Source organism: Bradyrhizobium zhanjiangense (assembly GCF_004114935.1).
Classification (GTDB): Bacteria; Pseudomonadota; Alphaproteobacteria; order Rhizobiales; family Xanthobacteraceae; genus Bradyrhizobium; species Bradyrhizobium zhanjiangense.
In genome coordinates, this window is the sequence record NZ_CP022221.1 from 8009178 (window position 1) to 8026985 (window position 17808).

Below are 17808 nucleotides of genomic sequence, written 5' to 3' on the forward strand. Positions count from 1 at the left end.
GTATTAGCGCTTGTTGTCATGGAAACGACACTCCCGATTCTCTCGATGTCCGTGGCCGCCGCAGCTTCTGCTGCCGCCGTCCTCCCGAAGATCAAGGCGCGGGTCGAACTCTCCCGCGCCAAGCACCGCTCGCTCGCGGGGCATTCCAAGATGTCGCGCCGCGTGGCGCGGCTGCTCCCGTTCTACGAGTTCGAGGGCGACAAGTACTTCGGCTGCGACGGCGCGCCCGCGAACATCGTGGCCCAGCGCCTGGACGCCTTCTTCCGCCTCGCCAGGCTTTACGCCGAGCGCTACCCCAAGGGCCGCGCGATGACGAAGGAAGCGGCGGAGACCATCTCCGACTTGAACTTCACCGAGAGCTATCGCGTGCCGTTCCAGTTCTCGCGCCTCGTCCGCGAGCACCTGGGTACCTCGACCTTCATGGAATCCTCGCGCGGCGTCACTGTCACCGATGTCGACGGCAACACGTCCTACGACCTCACGGGGTCCTACGGCGTCAACATTTTTGGCAATGACTTCTACAAGGAGTGCATCGAGGGCGCCGAGAAGCGGGCGCATGCGCTCGGACCGGTGCTCGGCCCCTACCATCCCGTCATCCTCGAGAACGTGACCCGGCTCCGCCAGATCTCCGGCCTCGACGAGGTCTCGTTCCACATGTCCGGCACCGAAGCCGTGATGCAGGCGGTGCGGCTCGCGCGCTATCACACCAGGCGCACGCATCTCGTTCGCTTCGCCGGCGCCTATCACGGCTGGTGGGGCGACGTGCAGCCCGGCGTCGGCAATCCGATTCCCGCGCACGAGACCTACACCCTCGCCGAGATGTCGGAGAAGACCTTGCACGTGCTGCGCACCCGCAAGGACATCGCCTGCGTGCTGGTCAATCCGCTCCAGGGCCTGCATCCGAACGCGAATGCGCCCGGCGATTCCTCGCTGGTCGATTCCTCCCGCGGCGGCAACTTTAGCCGCGCAGCGTATACGGAGTGGCTGAAGAAGTTGCGCGAGGTCTGCAGCGAGCGCGGCATCGTGCTGATCTTCGATGAGGTATTCGTCGGCTTCCGCCTCGCCGCCGGCGGCGCCCAGGAATATTTCGGCGTGCGCGCTGACATGGTGACCTATGGCAAGAGCCTCGCCGGCGGCCTGCCGGTCGGCGTCGTCTGCGGCAAACACGAGTTGATGCGCCGCTTCCGCGACGATCGTCCCGCCGATATCTGCTTTGCCCGTGGCACCTTCAACTCGCATCCCTACGTGATGACGGCGATGGACGAGTTCTTGAGCCGCCTCGCCAGCCCCAACTTCCGCGCCATCTATGACGGGCTGGAGGAAACCTGGAACGGCCGCGTTCAGAAGCTCAACCGGATGATGACCGATGCCGACCTGCCGGTGCGGTTCGCCAACTTCTCGTCGATCTGGACGGTGAAATACACCACGCCGTCCCGCTACAACTGGATGCTGCAATACTACCTGCGTGCGGAGGGCCTGGCGCTGAGCTGGGTCGGCACCGGCCGGCTGATCTTCAGCCTGAACTACACCGACGCCGATTTCACCGAAGTCGCCGAACGCTTCGTCCGCGCGGCCGAAAAGATGAAGGCCGACGGCTTCTGGTGGCACGACGGCGTGCTCACCAACAAGAACATCAAACGGCAGATCCTGAAAGAGATGCTGGCCAAGCGCTTCGGGCGCTGAGGCCAACACGCCAAGCACATTCTCCGTCATTCCAGGGCGAGCTCTCTCCTCCCCCTCTCCCCGCTTGCGGGGAGAGGGTCGGGGTGGGGGGGGCTCTCCGCGAGTGCGGTGAAAGTTGGCGGATAAACCTCTGGCAGCGTCCCCGCGGAGATTCACCCTCACCCGGATCACATCTGCGATGCGCTCCGGCCTCTCCCCGCGCGCGGGGAGAGGCGTAGAAGCCCCCAAGACATGGATGCCCGGGACGAGCCCGGGCATGACGCAACCAATCGACATCGCAGTATTGGATATGCGCAGCGCGCTCAGGCGTGCTGCTCTTCGAGCGTGGGCTCGCCGATGAGGCCCAGCGTGTGCTCGGGGTTGAGGTGCAGGCCGGGGTCCATCAGCTCGCCGCGCATCAGCGCCAGCGGGGCTTTGTGATAGAGCATCAGATCGTGGAAGGGGTCGGTCAGGATCTTGGTCATCCAGACGAGGCCGGTCTCGACGTCGCGGATGAAGAACAGGTGCACGGTGCGGAACAAGAGGCCGCCGCCGCCGACCACGAGCCAGATCTTGGCGACCTGCCGCATGAAATCGGTCGCGCTCGCCCAAGGTGTAAACAGGCCGAACAGCGTGGGATCGGCGACCAGCACCAGCGGCGAGAGCGCCCAGATCGCCATCAGCACCACCTTGCGCTGAAGGTTGTAGCCGACCTTGATCTCTTCCTTGTACTCGTGCGTCGCCTGGTTGATGTGGTCGTAATCATGCGGCTCGAAGAAGAAGTGACCAGCCTGGCGCGAGGTCATCGAGACCAGCCAGCCGACCAGCCCGGAGACCACGGGATCGATGAACAGCCAGACATAGGCAAAGAGAAAGCTCAGCGCGCTGACGAAGTGCAGGCTCTGATTGATGCGGCTGTGGTGATAGTAGCGATGGTCGTCCCAGCGCTGGATGCGCAGTTGCTCGAGATAATTCTTGATCATGCTCTTCCCCAAAATGCTTTCGGGTACGGGATTTAAAGGGATTCGATGTACGCCGTGTGACATCATCATTTTGTCATGTGACGATGTGCAGTGGCGCGATGACGCACGCGGTCGCGTAAGCTCACGCCGCCTTGGCGACCTCGACCTTGCGGAAGCGTACCAGCGAGAAGTGCCCGAGCGGCGGGATCAGACGGCGCTCGGCGAGCTCGATGCCGTGGGCGCCGGCCAGCCACTTCGCATAGCGCGACCAGGCGAACTCGGCGGTGCGGAAGCCGAGCGGACGCACCACCGGCTGGAGCTTCTGCTCGATGAAGCGACGCATGCCGGTGTCGGCGCTGACGCGGGTGAGGATGATCAGCTCGCCGCCCGGGCGCAGCACGCGGGCGAATTCGTCGAGCGCCTTCTCCGGGTTCGGCACGGCGGTGACGACATATTGCGCCATCACCACGTCGAAGGAATTGTCGGGGAATTCGAGCTTCTCGGCGTCCATCACCGCGAGGCCCTCGACGTTCTTCAGCTTCTGCTCTTTCACGCGGCGCCGCGCCTTGTCCAGCATCGCTTCGGAAATGTCGGTGCCGAAGATGCGCAGGTTCGGCGCGTAGAGCGGCAGCGAGATGCCGGTGCCGACGCCGACCTCGAGCACCTGGCCGCCGATCTTGTTGGTGGCCGCAATCGCGGCCTGCCGGCCCTTGGCGAACACGCCGCCGAACACGAGGTCGTAGACCGGCGCCCAACGGTCATAGGCCTGCTCGACCGTGCCGCGGGTGAGGTCGAGCTGCTGGGTGCCGTCAAGGTTCATGATCTTAGCCATCGGTGAGGTTCTCGCTGTGGTTCAAATGGACGATCAACCGCGCACCGGTCGCCGCGCCATGCGAGGCGAGGCGCGCAAGACGCGACTGGGCTGAAGTGAGGTGAGATTGCCGACGAACTGCCGCGCGCTGTTCTCCCAGGAGCGCTCCAGCGCGAAGTTGCGGCAGGTCTCGCGCGACATGGTGAGCGCGCGCAGGCACGCAGAGCGCAGATTGTGGTCGATCGCGCCGATCGGATGATCGGCGATGACGTCCTTCGGGCCCGTCACCGGAAAGGCCGCAACCGGCGTGCCGCAGGCGAGCGCCTCCAGTTGCACCACGCCGAAAGTGTCAGTCAGGCTCGGAAACACGAAGACGTCGGCCGCGGCGAGATGCGCGGTGAGATCCGCCCCCTTCTTCTCGCCGAGGAAGACGGCGCCGGGATATTTCTTTTCGAGCGCGGCCTTCTGCGGGCCGTCGCCGACAACGACCTTGGTGCCGGGCAGGTCGAGCGAAAGGAAGGCTTCGAGATTCTTCTCCACCGCCACGCGCCCCATCGTCATGAAGATCGGGCGCGGCAGGTCGAGAGCTGCCGGGCTGTCGGGATGGAACAGCTCGGTGTTGACGCCGCGCGTCCAGAAGCCCAGGCGCTTGAAGCCGCGTTCGGACAGCTCCTGCCGCAGCGAGGGCGTCGCCACCATGGTCATGGCGGCGGCATCGTGGAAGTGGCGCAGCACGGCATAACCGATGCTCGCGGGGATGCCGGTCCGCACCGAGACATATTCGGGAAAGCGCGTCGTATAGGAGGTGGTGAAGGCGAGCCGGTTGCGCCGGCAATAGGCCCGTGCGGCCCAGCCGATCGGGCCTTCGGTCGCAATGTGCAGCGCTTCCGGCGCGGCCTTCTCGATCCGCCGCGCGATCTCCTTACCCGTAGGCAGCGCGATGCGCAGGCCTGGATAGGTCGGCAGCGGCCATGACGGAAAGCCGTCCGGGGTCAGGAAGTCGATCTCGACATCGAGAGCCTTGGCCGCGTTCGCCAGCGAGGTCAGCGTCCGTACCACACCGTTGACCTGCGGATGCCAGGCGTCGGTCGCGATTAATACCCGCATGGGGAAATCCCGAGAGTTTGATGATTCTCGGTTTCCGACCATCAACGAAGGATATTTCAGGCGTATGACGTCACAGAAGTGTCGGCCCACTGTTTTGTTCGTTAACGGGTCCGCGCGGCCACGAAACTGTCATGAAACAATCCTTGTCGCCGTGAAACCGTTTTCGGTTTTCCGCGCAAATGTCCCGAAACGTTTTGTCGTTAAGTGATCTACCCAACGGAGCACCGAAACGGTGCCGCGGTGAGCAAAAACACCGAGCAAACAGGGGCGATCAAAATGTTCAATCTGGACAGGTTCAAGAATTATTCGCGCGCCGTTGCTTTTGGCGCAGTGGCGATCTCCGCATTCGCGTTCGCAGGTGCAGCCAACGCCGCGCCGGTGCAGCTCTTCCCCTTCTTCCAGCCGCTGCCGCCGATGACCGCGCCGCAGCCGCTTCAGCCCTATCAGCCCTACCAGGCGGCGCCCTCTCAGGCCGCGCCGTCGGAAGATCAGGACACCGTCGAGATGCCGGCCCGCTTCCGCCGCCAGACGGTCTCCTACTCAACGCGCGAGGCGCCGGGCACCATCATCATCGATACGCCCAACACCTATCTCTATTACGTGCTCGGCAACGGCCAGGCGCTGCGCTACGGCATCGGCGTCGGCCGCGACGGCTTCACCTGGTCCGGCATCCAGTCGGTGAGCAAGAAGGCCGAGTGGCCGGATTGGACCCCGCCGCCGGAGATGATCGCCCGCCAGCCCTATCTGCCGCGCCACATGGCCGGCGGCCCCGGCAACCCGCTCGGCGCCCGCGCGATGTATCTCGGCGGCACCATCTACCGCATCCACGGCACCAACGCGCCCGAGACCATCGGCAAGCACGTCTCCTCCGGCTGCATCCGCATGACCAACGACGACGTCACCGACCTCTACGCCCGCGTCAACGTCGGCACCAAGGTGATCGTGCTGCCGATGACGGAGCGGCGAGCGGAACTCGGAGCTGCGACGCGCTGAGCGACAGGACATTGTGACGCAAACGGCCCCGGAACCCACCGGGGCCGTTTTCGTTTGCCCTCGACATCCCGAAGCGCGCTTGCTGCGGCGCGATCCCCGATGGAGGCGCAGATGCGAGCACGCCTGCAACGTTCGTCAAGCGCCTGGCTGCGCGCGATCAGCACCGTGGCGCTGGCGCTGCTCTTGTCACCACTCCTCTCGTTCGCGCAGCAGCCGGCGAGCGACGAAGCCCAGCAGGCCTTCAACAATTCCTGCCGCACCTGCCACTCCGTGAAAGAAGGCGACAATCGCCTCGGTCCCAACCTCTACAAGATCGTCGGACGCAAGGCCGGCTCGCTGCCGAACTACAATTACTCGTCGTCAATGAAGGAAGCCGGCTTCGTCTGGGACCAGGACAAGCTCACCCGCTTCATGGTCAAGCCGGACGAGGTCGTGTCCGGCCACAAGATGCAGCCCTATGGCGGCATCTCGGCGGAGGAAGCGGCCAAGGTGGTTGCCTATCTGCAGGCGGCGGGCGGCTCGCAATAAGAGGCCGGACACACCGCGCCATTTTGGTGTGGCGCATCCTTCGAGACGCTCGCCGTTGGCCGGCGCCTTCAGGATGGCTCGCCCCCGCGCCTTCGCTCCGCAATCAACCGCAGCCACGCCGCGGAATGAAACGCGCTCATCAACAGATACATCGGCACCATGCCGGCGAGCACGGATCCATGTCCGGCGGAGCAGAGCATGTCCGCCGGACCGCCGCCGAACACGGCGGTCAGCAGGGCCATGATCGCGAAGGTCGGCGTGGCCGCCAGCCCCAGCCATCTGGCGAGGTGACGCGCGGCCGCGACGCGGTCGCGGTTGACGCTGGCGGCCGCGCTGACGGGAGAGGTCATTTCCTTTCTCCCGCGGCCTCCTCGCGAAATGCTTTCTCGCCGGCGTCCGAGATCTCGACCCATTTCTTGTCGGGCGCCGCGCCTTCGGTGTAGCTGTCATGCCAATTCCACCATTTGTAGGTCGGCGTCTGCGGATAGCCCTTCGGCGAATCCTCCCAGACCTCCTGCCGGCCGAGCGGCGTGATGTCGAGATAGTTCCAGGTACCGCCCATCTGCTCGTCGCCCCGGCTCTTGACGAAATAGGTGCGGAAGACACGGTCGCCGTCACGGTAGAACACGTTGGTCCCGTGCCATTCGTCGACGCCGAAATCGGCATCGAAGCTGTCGGTGATGGTGACCCAGGGCATGGTCCAGCCCATCCGCTTCTTGAGCCGCGCGATATCGGCCTGCGGCGCGCGCGATGCGAAGACGAGGGTGGTGTCGCGGGCATTGAGGTGCGCGACATGGGCGACCTGGTCGGCGACCATGGAGCAACCCCGGCAGGCATGATCGGGCCAGCCGAACACCCCCGGCTCGAAGAAGGCCCGGTAGACGATCAATTGCCGCCGGCCCTGGAATAGGTCGACCAGACTGACCTTGCCGCCGGGGCCCTCGAACGCATAGGTTTTGTCCACTGCCATCCACGGCATGCGCCGCCGCTCGGCGGCCAGGGCATCGCGGGCACGGGTATGCGCCTTTTCCTTCACGAGCAGTTGCAGACGAGCTGCCTCCCAGTCCTGCGGCGATACCACTGGCGGTGTTTGCATGGCGGAATGTCCGTTATTCCCTGCGTTTTCAACTGATGTCATCATGGCTCTCCAAACCTCTTGCCTGGGCGATCATTCCGCGTCGCGTTGTGACAGACGCGGAACAGTTCGCCCCTCACCGCACATCGTCGGTCGTAAACTGTTTCTGGCACCGGACGGTTGCGCGGTGGGAGTAACAAGTGTGGCGGGATTTGCATGGAGTCGCTGATCACGGCCGCGGCGCGCGCGCTCGAAGCGGGCGATCCGCTCGGTGCGCTGAACCGCGTTGCGCTGCGTAATGATGCACCGTCGCTGGCGCTGCGCGGCATCGCGATGGCGCAGCTCGGCGATCTCGCCAAGGCCAAGACGCTGCTGCGGAGCGCCGCACGTGCTTTCGGTCCGAGAGAGGCGGTGGCGCGCGCAAGGTGCATCGTGGCCGAGGCCGAGATCGCGCTCGTCTCGCGCGACCTGAATTGGCCGGTGAAAACGCTCGCGGCCGCGCGGGCGACACTCGCAAAGCATGGCGATCTCGGCAATGCCGCCCATGCCGGTCACATCGAGGCCCGTCGCCTTCTTCTGGTCGGGCGCCTCGACGAGGCCGAGCGCACGCTGGCGGAGCTCGGCGCATCACCACTCCCGCCTGCATCTCTGGTCATCCGCGAACTCGTGGTCGCCGGCATCGCAATCAGGCGGCTCAAGACCAAGGATGCGCGCGCGGCACTCGACCGCGCTGCCGACGCGGCGCGATTAGCCGGGATTCCAGCGCTCACGGCCGAAGTCGAAAGTGCGAAGCTCGTGCTCGATACGCCCGCGGCGCGCCTGATCGAGCGCGGCAAGGAGCATCCGCTGTTGCTTGGACAGATCGAAGCGCTGGCGGCATCCCAAGCGCTCGTCGTGGACACGTTCCATCACACCATTCGCAAGGGAGGGATCGTCGTGTCACTCGGGACCCGGCCGGTGCTGTTCGCGCTCGCCCGCCCCCTGGCACAGGCGTGGCCCGCGGACGTGTCCCGAGAGGCACTGATGACCGCGGCATTTCAGGCGAAGCACGTCGATGAATCGCATCGTGCCCGGCTGCGGGTCGAGATCGGGCGGCTCCGCGCGAAGCTCAAGCCTCTTGCCGATGTGAGCGCGACCAAGCACGGCTTTGCACTGACACCGCGCAAGACGCGACAGGTTCTTGTGCTGGCGCGGCCGGTCGAGGAGAAGCACGCCGCGGTGCTCGCCTTCCTTTCCGACGGCGAACCCTGGTCGAGCTCGGCGCTCGCGCTGGCGCTTGGAACGAGCGCGCGCACCGTGCAGCGCGCACTCGAAGAGCTCGCGCGATCGCACAAGGTGCAATCCTTCGGACACGGAAGGGCGCGGCGCTGGATGACCCCGCCCGTCCCGGGTTTCCCGACAGGCTTGTTACTCCCCACGCCGCTCCTGAAGACGTAAGGTGAGGTCACATCACAGGGATCGAGCACATGAAGCGTTCAGCCGCCGAGATCATCAAGGAGTATGGGCCTTTCGCGGGCGTCGAAGCCGTGCATGGCGTCACCTATGACGGCACGCATGTCTGGTTCGCATCCGGCGACAAGCTGAACGCGGTCGATCCGGCCGACGGCAAGATCGCGCGCTCCATCGATGTCGCTGCGCATGCGGGCACGGCGTTCGACGGCCGGCATCTGTTCCAGATCGCCGAGGATCGCATCCAGAAGATCGACGCCGCCACCGGCAAGGTGCTCAGCACGATCCCTTCACCGGGCGCTGGCGGCGATTCCGGATTGGCCTGGGCCGAAGGCTCGCTCTGGGTCGGGCAATATCGCGAGCGCAAGATCCATCAGGTCGATCCCGAAACAGGCAAGGTCCTCCGCACCATCGAGAGCAAGCGCTTCGTCACCGGCGTGACCTGGGTCGATGGCGAGCTCTGGCATGGCACCTGGGAGAACGAAGAGAGCGACGTGCGGCGGATCGACCCAGATACGGGCAAGGTGCTCGAGCAGCTCGACCTGCCCGCCGGGACGATGGTTTCGGGTTTGGAGTCCGATGGCGGCGAACGCTTCTTCTGCGGCGGCGGTGGTCGCGGCAATGTGAGAGCGGTCCGCCGTCCCCGGCGCAGCTAGCCTCGCGATCACGGTTTGAATGCGCGGCAACGACGGTTTCGCATCTGTTAACCTGTTCGCCCCAATTCCACCCCATCCTTGCGCTCTAGCGCCCTTCTCGCCTGCCCTATAGACTTCTGCTCGGGGCGGCCTGGGGGATTGATGGGACTGACGCTGAACTTGAAGACTATCCTGATCGCCGTCGTGGTGCTCGCGGCGTCGTTCTTCATCAGCCTGAAGGCGATGGATTTGCTGTCGCCGCAGCCGACCAATTCGGCGCCGCCGGTCGCGCAACTGCCGCCGCTGCCGCCGGTCTCGAAGAGCTCGATCGTGATCGCGCCGGTCGCGATCGCGCTGTCGGCGATCCGCGAGCAGGCGGAGAAGGCCTCGCCGCGCAATTTCGCAGGGAAGGCCGACAACCCGATCTCGCAGATCCTGGAGAACGCCGACATCGGCTGGTCCGCAGCCCGCGGTCCGATGGCGGCGAACGGCGACAAGGACGTGCTGACGCTGTCGACGCCGCTCACCGGCAAGCTCAACGTGACGGGCTCGCTGTCCTCGAAAGCCACAGGCGCCCTTGGCGACGCACTCGGCAGCGTGCTCGGCGGTGATGCGGCGAAACGGATCGGCGCCGTCAACATCAAGAACCTGAATGCCAGCGCCGAGATCAAGGGCAACGTCGTCGTCACCTCGCGGCCGAAGCTCGCGGCGAACTGGCATCTCGAGCCCAATCTCGGCGCTCAGGTCAATCTCGGCGATACCAACCTCAACGTCTCCGGCGCCAAGGTCAACGTGCCGGCGCAGGTGAAGCCGCTGATCGACAAGAATGTCGGCGAGCAGATCAACGCCGTCTCCGAACGCATCCGCAACGATCCTTCGCTGCGGGAGAACGCCAGGGTGCAATGGGCCAAGGCGTGCCGCTCGATCCCTCTGCAAGGCTCGAGTTCATCGGCCACACTGCCGCCGCTCTGGCTCGAGATGAAGCCGGTGCGTGCGATCGCGGCGCAACCGCGGGTCGATGCGCAAGCGGTGACGCTGCTCCTCGGCCTCGAGGCCGAGACACGCGTGACCTCGGCCCCGACCAAGCCGGAGTGTCCGTTTCCCGACAAGATCTCGATCGTGCCGCCGACCGGCACCGGCGTGAACATCGGCGTGCCGATTGACGTGCCCTTCACCGAGATCAACAAGCTGATCGCGGCGCAGATGGTCGGCCATACCTATCCCGAGGACGGCTCCGGTCCGGTCGACGTCACCGTCAAGACCGTCAACGTGATACCCTCGGGTGACCGCCTGCTGATCTCGCTGCTGGTGCGCGCCAAGGAGAAGAAAAGCTGGTTCGGCCTCGGCGCCGAGGCGACCGTGCACATCTGGGGCCGGCCGATGCTCGACCAGGCGCAGCAGACGCTGCGGCTCGCCGACATCCAGCTTGCTGTGGAATCCGAGGCCGCGTTCGGCCTGTTAGGCGCAGCGGCGCGCGCCGTGGTGCCGCACATGCAGCAGGCCCTGCTGCAGAAGGCAACGCTCGACCTGAAGCCGATCGCCGCCAATGCCCGCGAGAAGATTGCCGCCGCGATCGCCGACTACCAGAAGAGCGAGGACGGCCTCAAGGTCGAAGCCAAGATCGACAGCCTGACGCTTGCCGACATCGCCTTCGATTCCAAGACCCTGCGCGTGGTCGCCGAAGCCGGCGGCTCGCTGAACGTCTATGTGACGAAGCTGTCGGGGATGTAGCGCGCTTTCACTCACCGGCTTCGTGCGCGCCTTCGTCGCTTGCACCGCTGGCATTCTCGTCGGAGGATGCTAATCTCGGCACTGTAGGGGACAACGCGAGGACGACATGGAAGCCGGCATGGTCACACCTGCGCCGGCACTGGTGCGCTTTTCCGGCATTCAGAAGGCCTACGATGGTGAGCACCTCGTGGTGAAGAACCTCGACCTCGAAATCAGGAAGGGCGAGTTCATCACCCTGCTCGGCCCGTCGGGCTCGGGCAAGACGACCACGCTGATGATGCTGGCTGGCTTCGAGGTTCCGACCCATGGCGAGATCTACCTCGGTGGCCGGCCGATCAAGAACGTGCCGCCACATAGGCGCGACATTGGCATGGTGTTCCAGAACTATGCCTTGTTTCCGCATCTGACGATCGCCGAGAATATCGCCTTCCCGCTATCCGTTCGCAAAATCAACAAGGCGGAAGCGCAGGAGCGCGTGAGGGCGGCGTTGCGCATGATCAAGATGGAAGCCCTGGCGCACCGGCGGCCCGGGCAGCTGTCCGGCGGTCAGCAGCAGCGCGTCGCGCTGGCGCGCGCGCTGGTCTTCAACCCGCAACTCGTGCTGATGGACGAGCCCTTGGGCGCCCTGGACAAGCGCCTGCGGGAGCAGATGCAACTGGAGATCAAGCAACTGCACGAGACGATGGGCATCACCGTCGTCTACGTCACCCACGATCAGAGTGAAGCGCTCACCATGTCGGACCGCATCGCCGTGTTCAATGACGGCATCGTGCAGCAGATCGACAAACCCGACGCGCTGTATGAGCATCCGGTGAACAGCTTCGTCGCCCACTTCATCGGCGAGAACAATGTGCTGGCCGGCACCGTCGAAACGGTCGACAACGATTATTGCCGCGTCGCGCTGGCTGGTGGCGGTGCCGTGACCGCGCGGGCGGTCAACGTATCAGGCGGCGGCGCATCGACCTCCCTGTCGGTGCGGCCGGAGCGGATCGCCATTGTCCCGGATGGCACCTCCAGCGAGGGACCGAACCGCCTGCCGGCCAAGGTGCAGAACACCATCTATCTCGGCGACCACGCGCTTGCCGTGCTCGACGTCGCCGGCAACGGGGAGTTCATGGTCAAGCTTCAGCCGGGGGCATATGACAGCCTGAGACATGGCGACAGCGTGTTCATCACCTTCCGCCCCGAGGACTGCCTGGCGCTTGATCCCGTGTGATCCAATCCTGCAGCATGTCTTTGGCGCAAGCAGACCGGCATCGATCAACCTCAACGCAACGCACATGAAGAAGGAACAAGGACCATGCTGAAGCGCAACATTGGCAAGATTGCTCTGGGTTTCGCCGCGGCGTTCACCGCCAGCGCTGCGCTGGCCACGGTCGCGCAGGCGCGTGACCTCACCGTCGTGTCGTGGGGCGGGGCGTATCAGGATGCCCAGAAGAAGGTCTATTTCGAGCCGTTCAAGAAGGCGGCCGGAGTTCCGATGAACGACGAGTCCTGGGACGGCGGCGTCGGGGTGCTGCGCGCCAAGGTGCAGGGTGGCGCCGCAACCTGGGACGTCGTCCAGGTCGAGAGCGACGAACTCGCGGTCGGCTGCGAGGAGGGCCTGTTCGAGAAGATGGACTATTCCAAAATCGGCGGCGAGGCCGCCTATATCCCGCCGTCAGTCAATCCCTGCGGTGTCGGCGCCATCCTCTACGATTTCGTTCTCGGCTACGACAAGGACAAGCTGAAGCAGGCCCCGGGCGGCTGGGCCGACTTCTTCGACACCAAGAAGATTCCGGGCAAGCGCGGCCTGCGTCAGGGCCCGAAGACCACGCTGGAGATCGCTCTCATGGCTGACGGCGTCGCACCGAAGGACGTCTACAAAGTGCTAGCGACCGACGAGGGCATCGATCGCGCCTTCAAGAAGCTGGACACCATCAAGGGCGACATCGTCTGGTGGAAGGCCGGCGCCCAGCCGCCGCAATTGCTCGCTTCCGGCGAGGTGGCGATGACCTCGGTCTACAACGGCCGCATCGACACCGCGAACAAGAACGAGAAGAAGAACTTTGGCATGGTGTGGGATGGAGCGCTGTTCACCCTCGACAGTTGGGTCATCCTGAAGGGGAGCCCGAACAAGGACGCGGCCTACAAGTTCCTGGACTTCGTCGGCAAGGCGGAGAACCAGTCCAAGCTATCGGAGAACATCGCTTATGGCACCTCGAACAAGGACGCAGCCGCCCGGCTGCAGCCCGCCGTTCTGAAGGACCTGCCGACAGCACCTGATAACATCAAGAACGCGGTCGAGATCAACGTTGGCTTCTGGCTCGAGAACATCGACCGCTTGACCGAGCGCTTCAACAAATGGGCAGCAAAATAGCGTGCTGTCGAACCGGCGTGCGGCGCAGGTAGAGGGTGCGTCGCGGACAACGTGCCCGTGACGTATCCTTCGAGACGCCCGCCTACGGCGGGCCCTCAGGATGAGGACGGAGTGTGCAGCAGCAGTGTCACAGCAGGCGCCGATGTCGATGAGCCTCATCCCGAGGAGACCGCGAAGCGGTCGTCTCGAAGGACGAGGCGCTTCTCAGGCCGATCGACAAGGCCACATGCGATTGCCCGGCCTGAAGTGGCGAAGGATGTGCAGTCAAAGAGGCTCGCAGCATGACAGCAACACCCGCGATCGGCGCAGATGCCCAGACCGAGGTGCCCCTCAAGCGCCGATTGAGACGTGCAGAGCGGGCGCGCCAGGTCAAGGCATTGGCACTGGTTCTGCCGCTTCTTTTGTTTCTGCTCTTCACCTTCGCAGGCCCGATCGCCGGCATGCTGTGGCGCTCGGTCGACGATCGGGAGGTACGCCAGATCCTGCCCCAAACCGCAGCTGCTCTCGCCGACTGGGATGGCAAGGACCTGCCGGACGAAAAGGCCTTTGCTGCGCTGGCAAGCGATATCCTGGCGGCGCGCGCCTCCGGCACCATGGCCATTGCGGCCAAGCGGCTGAACTACGCACTGAACGGCTTCCGCACCATCCTGACCAGCACGGCACGCAATCTGAAGGCGGTGCCGGAGCGAGGGACGGCCAAGGAGACGCTGGGCAAGATCAATCCGGCCTGGCGCGAACGCGCCACCTGGACGACGATCAAGGACGCCAGTGGCCCATTGACCAGCTTCTACCTGCTGGCGGCGCTCGACCTCACCCGGAACATGGACGGCGCGATCGTCGCGGCCCCGCCGGATCAGGCCATTTACCGCAACGTATTCACCCGTACCTTCGTGATCAGTCTCAGCGTCACGGCACTCTGCCTGATCCTCGGCTTCCCGGTCGCCTACCTGCTGGCGACGCTGCCGCCCGGCCGGTCGAACCTGCTGATGATCTTCGTCCTGCTGCCGTTCTGGACGTCGCTTCTGGTCCGCACCTGCGCCTGGATCGTACTGTTGCAGAGCAAGGGCGTCGTGAATGACAGCCTGCACTGGCTTGGCATCATCGACGAGCCGTTGCGCCTGATCTACAACCGCTTCGGTGTCTGCGTGGCGATGACCCACGTTCTCCTGCCGTTCATGATCCTGCCGCTCTACAGCAGCATGAAGGCGATCTCGCCAGCTTACATGCGTGCCGCAGCCTCGCTCGGTGCGCCGCCGGTCACCGCCTTCCTGCGGATCTACCTGCCGCAAACGCTGCCCGGTATCGGTGCCGGAAGCCTGCTCGTCTTCATCCTGGCGCTCGGCTACTACATCACGCCGGCACTCGTCGGCGGCGCCGCCGATCAAATGATCAGCTACTTCATCGCGCTCTACACGACCGAGACGGCCAACTGGGGCCTTGCCTCGGCGTTGGGTGCGGTGCTGCTGCTCGCCACTCTACTGCTCGCTCTCCTCTACGGAAAACTGGTGCAGGGACAGCAGGTCACGGGAGGGATGAAGAATTGAGCGATGATCGTTCCCTCCGCACGCCCAGCCAGCGTGCCGCGTGGACTGCAACCATCGTCATCTCCACGCTGGTGTTCATCTTCCTGATCGCGCCAATCCTGGCGATCATGCCGCTGTCCTTCAGCTCCGGCTCGTACTTGACCTATCCGCTGCCCGGCCTCTCCTTGCGCTGGTACGATGATTTCATCAATTCGCCGCGCTGGATGAATTCGCTGAAGAACAGCATGATCATAGGCGTCGCCTCGACCCTGCTGTCCATGGTGCTCGGCACATTGGCCGCGCTGGGGCTGGCGCAGTGGAAGAGCCGGTTCAAACCGCTCGTGCTGGCCTTCGTGCTGTCGCCGGTCGTCGTGCCCGGCGTCATCACCGCGGTCGGTCTGTATTTCTTCTTCGCCCCGATCGGACTGACCGGCAGCTATCTCGGCTTGATCCTGGCCCACACCGCGCTGGCGACGCCCTTTGTGGTGATCACGGTCGGCGCGACGCTGCAAAGCTTCGACACCAATCTGGCGCGCGCCGCCGCCTCACTCGGCGCCTCGCCACTCTACGCGTTTCGCCGCGTGATCCTGCCGCTGATCCTGCCCGGCCTCGCGTCGGGTGCGCTGTTCGCCTTCGCGACCAGCTTCGATGAGGTGGTGATCGTGCTGTTCATGGCAGGTCCCGAGCAGCGCACCCTGCCGCGCGAGATGTTCGCCGGCATCCGCGAGAACATCAGCCCGACGATCACGGCCGCGGCGGTGATGCTGACGACGGTATCGATCATCCTGCTTGCAACCATGGAAGGCTTGCGCCGACGGAACGAACGGCTCAAGGGCAGCACCGCCTAGGCGACGTTCGTTTTCCCGCGAGCGTCGTTGCCCTCTCCCGCAAGGGGAGCAGCAATGCGCCATCGTGACGTTGCGATATTCCTCCTCCCGGGAACACCACCCGCCCTTTCTTTTTTGCATTCTGCTATGGCGCGGATCGCTTAGCTGCGCCTGCAGATAGCCGTTAAAACTCATCCCGCAACAAAACCCAAACAACAACACACAGGGAGAAACAACATGCAAAAACTCAGTGTCGCGATCGCAGCTGGCCTAGCTCTGGCCGCAACATCCGGCGCCGCGCAGGCGCAGATTTCCGACGACATCGTCAAAATCGGCGTGCTCACGGACATGTCGAGCCTCTATGCGGACGCGACCGGCAAGGGCTCGCTCGCCGCCGTCGAGATGGCGGTCGCCGACTACGGCGGCAAGGTCGCGGGCAAGCCGGTCGCGGTCGTCGCCGCCGATCACCAGAACAAGTCCGATGTCGGCGTCAACATCGCCCGCAACTGGTACGACAACGACAAAGTCGACGCGATCTTCGACGTTCCGACCTCCTCGGTGGCGCTGCCGGTCTCGGCGCTGACGCGCGAGAAGAACAGAATCAACATCAATTCCGGCGGAGGCTCGTCCGACATCACCGGCACCGCCTGCTCGCCCAACACGGTGCACTGGACCTACGACACCTATGCGCTGTCGAACGTCGCCGGCAGGGCGATGGTCAAGCGCGGCGAGGACAGCTGGTTCTTCGTCACCGCCGACTACGCTTTCGGCATGGCGCTCCAGCGCGACGCCGCCAACGTGGTCAAGGAGAGCGGCGGCAAGGTGCTCGGCGAGGTTCGCCATCCGCTCAACTCGTCGGACTTCTCCTCCTTCCTGCTCCAGGCCCAGGCCTCCAAGGCTAAGGTGGTCGCGCTGGCGAATGCCGGCGGCGACACCACCAATGCGTTGAAGCAGGCTTCCGAGTTCGGCCTGACCCAGGGCGGCCAGAAGATGATCGCGCTGCTGCAGGAGATCACCGACACGCATTCGCTCGGCATCAAGGCGACGCAAGGCCTGATCGTCACCGACGCCTTCTACTGGGACATGAACGAGGAGACGCGGGCCTTTTCGAAGCGCTTCAACGAGAAGGTCGGGCATATGCCGACCATGATCCAGGCCGGCCTCTATTCGGCGACCATGCACTATCTGAAGGCGATCGACGCCATCAAGACCGACGAGGCGCCGAAGGTGATGGAAGAGATGCGCAAGACACCTATCAACGACTTCTTCGCCAGGAACGGCAAGATCCGCATCGACGGCCGCATGGTCCACGACATGTATCTGTTCGAGGTCAAGAAGCCCGAGGAATCCAAGGGCGAGTGGGACCTTTACAAGCTGATCGCCACCGTGCCCGGCGACGAGGCGTTCCGTCCGCTCGACAAGGGCGGCTGCCCGATAGTGACGGGGCATTGAACTGCGCTCGTCGTCATTGCGAGCTACGCAATTTTGTCGCGAGCTCCTCGCAATGACGGGACGAAAAGACACGACAGCGCGCCCAGTGAAAACCGGGCGCGCTTCGTCTAGGCAGTTACGCGAGCCGCATTACTCCGAGTACTTGAACTCGGGCATGTTCTTCAGCTCGTCCTTGCTGGCGTTGAACACGGCATGATCCGGATACCATTTCGACGCGGACGAGGTCGTCGCGGTCTTGTCGGTTCCGGTCGCTGCGCCAGTCGTCGTGGTCGAGGCCGGCCGGCCGGGCGGGCTGGTGGCTGGGGCGCTGTAGGCGATGGCCTCGTTGGTGAACTTCAGCTTCTCGTAGGGCACCGCGACCAGATGCTCGCCCATGCCGAGGAAGCCGCCGACGCCGATCACGGCGATCTTGATGTTACCGTTCTTGTCCATCAAGAGGTCGTTGATCGAGCCGATGTTCTCGTTGGCCTCGTTATAGACCTTGACGCCCGACATTTTCGACACGCGCCACTGGTCGGACGCGCTCGTCGTCGTGGCGGTGGCCGCGGTCGGCGCCTTGTCGGTGGTGGCGGTCGGCGCTTGCGCGAACGCCACGGTCGCAAGCAGTGCTGTGCCGGCGAGGCCGGCAACAATCGTCTTCATCATGTTGTCCTCTCCTTCAGAAACCTCGTGCGGAGAAAACAGCGCTGATCAC

At 64.5% G+C, this 17808-nt stretch carries 17 protein-coding genes; 11 read left to right on the forward strand and 6 right to left on the reverse strand.

What is annotated here, in order from left to right:
- The first annotated feature begins 18 nt into the window (after positions 1-18).
- Complete coding sequence (locus XH85_RS38250; protein ID WP_128936057.1) at positions 19-1683, forward strand: aminotransferase class III-fold pyridoxal phosphate-dependent enzyme; 1665 nt, start codon at positions 19-21, stop codon at positions 1681-1683.
- 302 nt (positions 1684-1985) lie between these two features.
- On the opposite strand, the gene XH85_RS38260 is transcribed toward XH85_RS38250, so the two are convergent.
- From XH85_RS38260 to XH85_RS38270, 3 genes are all read right to left on the reverse strand, one after another.
- Complete coding sequence (locus tag XH85_RS38260; protein WP_091879295.1) at positions 1986-2645, reverse strand: hypothetical protein; 660 nt, start codon at positions 2643-2645, stop codon at positions 1986-1988.
- Positions 2646-2766: 121 nt separating this feature from the next.
- The gene (locus tag XH85_RS38265) at positions 2767-3456 is read right to left on the reverse strand and encodes a class I SAM-dependent methyltransferase (protein ID WP_128936059.1); all 690 of its coding nucleotides are present in this window, start codon (positions 3454-3456) and stop codon (positions 2767-2769) included.
- Between the two features lie 33 nt (positions 3457-3489).
- Positions 3490-4542 carry a glycosyltransferase family 4 protein gene (locus tag XH85_RS38270; protein ID WP_164940569.1) on the reverse strand — a complete coding sequence of 351 codons (1053 nt, stop codon included), beginning with the start codon at positions 4540-4542 and terminating at the stop codon, positions 3490-3492.
- 276 nt (positions 4543-4818) lie between these two features.
- On the opposite strand from XH85_RS38270, the gene XH85_RS38275 reads away from it, so the two are divergent.
- Both XH85_RS38275 and XH85_RS38280 read left to right on the forward strand, forming a co-directional pair.
- Positions 4819-5535, forward strand: coding sequence for a L,D-transpeptidase (locus tag XH85_RS38275; RefSeq protein WP_164940568.1), 717 nt, complete (start codon positions 4819-4821; stop codon positions 5533-5535).
- 111 nt (positions 5536-5646) lie between these two features.
- Positions 5647-6063: a c-type cytochrome gene (locus XH85_RS38280; protein ID WP_245473666.1), complete on the forward strand. Its 417-nt coding sequence runs from the start codon at positions 5647-5649 to the stop codon at positions 6061-6063.
- A gap of 68 nt (positions 6064-6131) precedes the next feature.
- Here the strand turns inward: XH85_RS38280 and XH85_RS38285 are convergent, their stop codons facing one another.
- Together XH85_RS38285 and XH85_RS38290 are read right to left on the reverse strand one after the other, a co-directional pair.
- Complete coding sequence (locus XH85_RS38285; RefSeq protein ID WP_128936063.1) at positions 6132-6413, reverse strand: hypothetical protein; 282 nt, start codon at positions 6411-6413, stop codon at positions 6132-6134.
- Positions 6410-7204, reverse strand: coding sequence for a DUF899 domain-containing protein (locus tag XH85_RS38290; protein WP_128936064.1), 795 nt, complete (start codon positions 7202-7204; stop codon positions 6410-6412). The genes XH85_RS38285 and XH85_RS38290 overlap by 4 nt, the downstream gene beginning before the upstream one ends.
- Positions 7205-7354: 150 nt before the next feature.
- On the opposite strand from XH85_RS38290, the gene XH85_RS38295 reads away from it, so the two are divergent.
- The 8 genes from XH85_RS38295 (at position 7355) to XH85_RS38330 (ending at position 17114) form a co-directional block, all read left to right on the forward strand.
- Entirely contained in the window at positions 7355-8575 is a 1221-nt protein-coding gene (locus tag XH85_RS38295; protein WP_128936065.1) for a helix-turn-helix domain-containing protein, read from the forward strand.
- A gap of 29 nt (positions 8576-8604) precedes the next feature.
- Positions 8605-9243, forward strand: a complete 639-nt coding sequence (locus XH85_RS38300) for a Vgb family protein (protein WP_128936066.1) — start codon at positions 8605-8607, stop codon at positions 9241-9243.
- A gap of 141 nt (positions 9244-9384) precedes the next feature.
- Entirely contained in the window at positions 9385-10953 is a 1569-nt protein-coding gene (locus XH85_RS38305; protein WP_128936067.1) for a DUF4403 family protein, read from the forward strand.
- Positions 10954-11059: 106 nt separating this feature from the next.
- Positions 11060-12169 carry an ABC transporter ATP-binding protein gene (locus XH85_RS38310; protein ID WP_128936068.1) on the forward strand — a complete coding sequence of 370 codons (1110 nt, stop codon included), beginning with the start codon at positions 11060-11062 and terminating at the stop codon, positions 12167-12169.
- Between the two features lie 84 nt (positions 12170-12253).
- Positions 12254-13312 carry an ABC transporter substrate-binding protein gene (locus XH85_RS38315; RefSeq protein WP_128936069.1) on the forward strand — a complete coding sequence of 353 codons (1059 nt, stop codon included), beginning with the start codon at positions 12254-12256 and terminating at the stop codon, positions 13310-13312.
- A 281-nt stretch (positions 13313-13593) separates the two neighbouring features.
- Positions 13594-14856 (forward strand): ABC transporter permease, encoded by a 1263-nt coding sequence (locus XH85_RS38320; protein ID WP_128936070.1) that lies wholly within the window; start codon positions 13594-13596, stop codon positions 14854-14856.
- Positions 14853-15683 carry an ABC transporter permease gene (locus XH85_RS38325; RefSeq protein WP_164939503.1) on the forward strand — a complete coding sequence of 277 codons (831 nt, stop codon included), beginning with the start codon at positions 14853-14855 and terminating at the stop codon, positions 15681-15683. Before XH85_RS38320 ends, XH85_RS38325 begins: the two co-directional genes overlap by 4 nt.
- Before the next feature lie 216 nt (positions 15684-15899).
- A complete protein-coding gene (locus tag XH85_RS38330; protein WP_128936071.1) occupies positions 15900-17114 on the forward strand; it encodes an ABC transporter substrate-binding protein in 1215 nt (404 codons plus the stop codon).
- A 129-nt stretch (positions 17115-17243) separates the two neighbouring features.
- Here XH85_RS38330 and XH85_RS38335 read toward each other — a convergent pair whose 3' ends face one another.
- The gene (locus XH85_RS38335) at positions 17244-17759 is read right to left on the reverse strand and encodes a PRC-barrel domain-containing protein (protein ID WP_128936072.1); all 516 of its coding nucleotides are present in this window, start codon (positions 17757-17759) and stop codon (positions 17244-17246) included.
- Positions 17760-17808 lie beyond the last annotated feature (49 nt).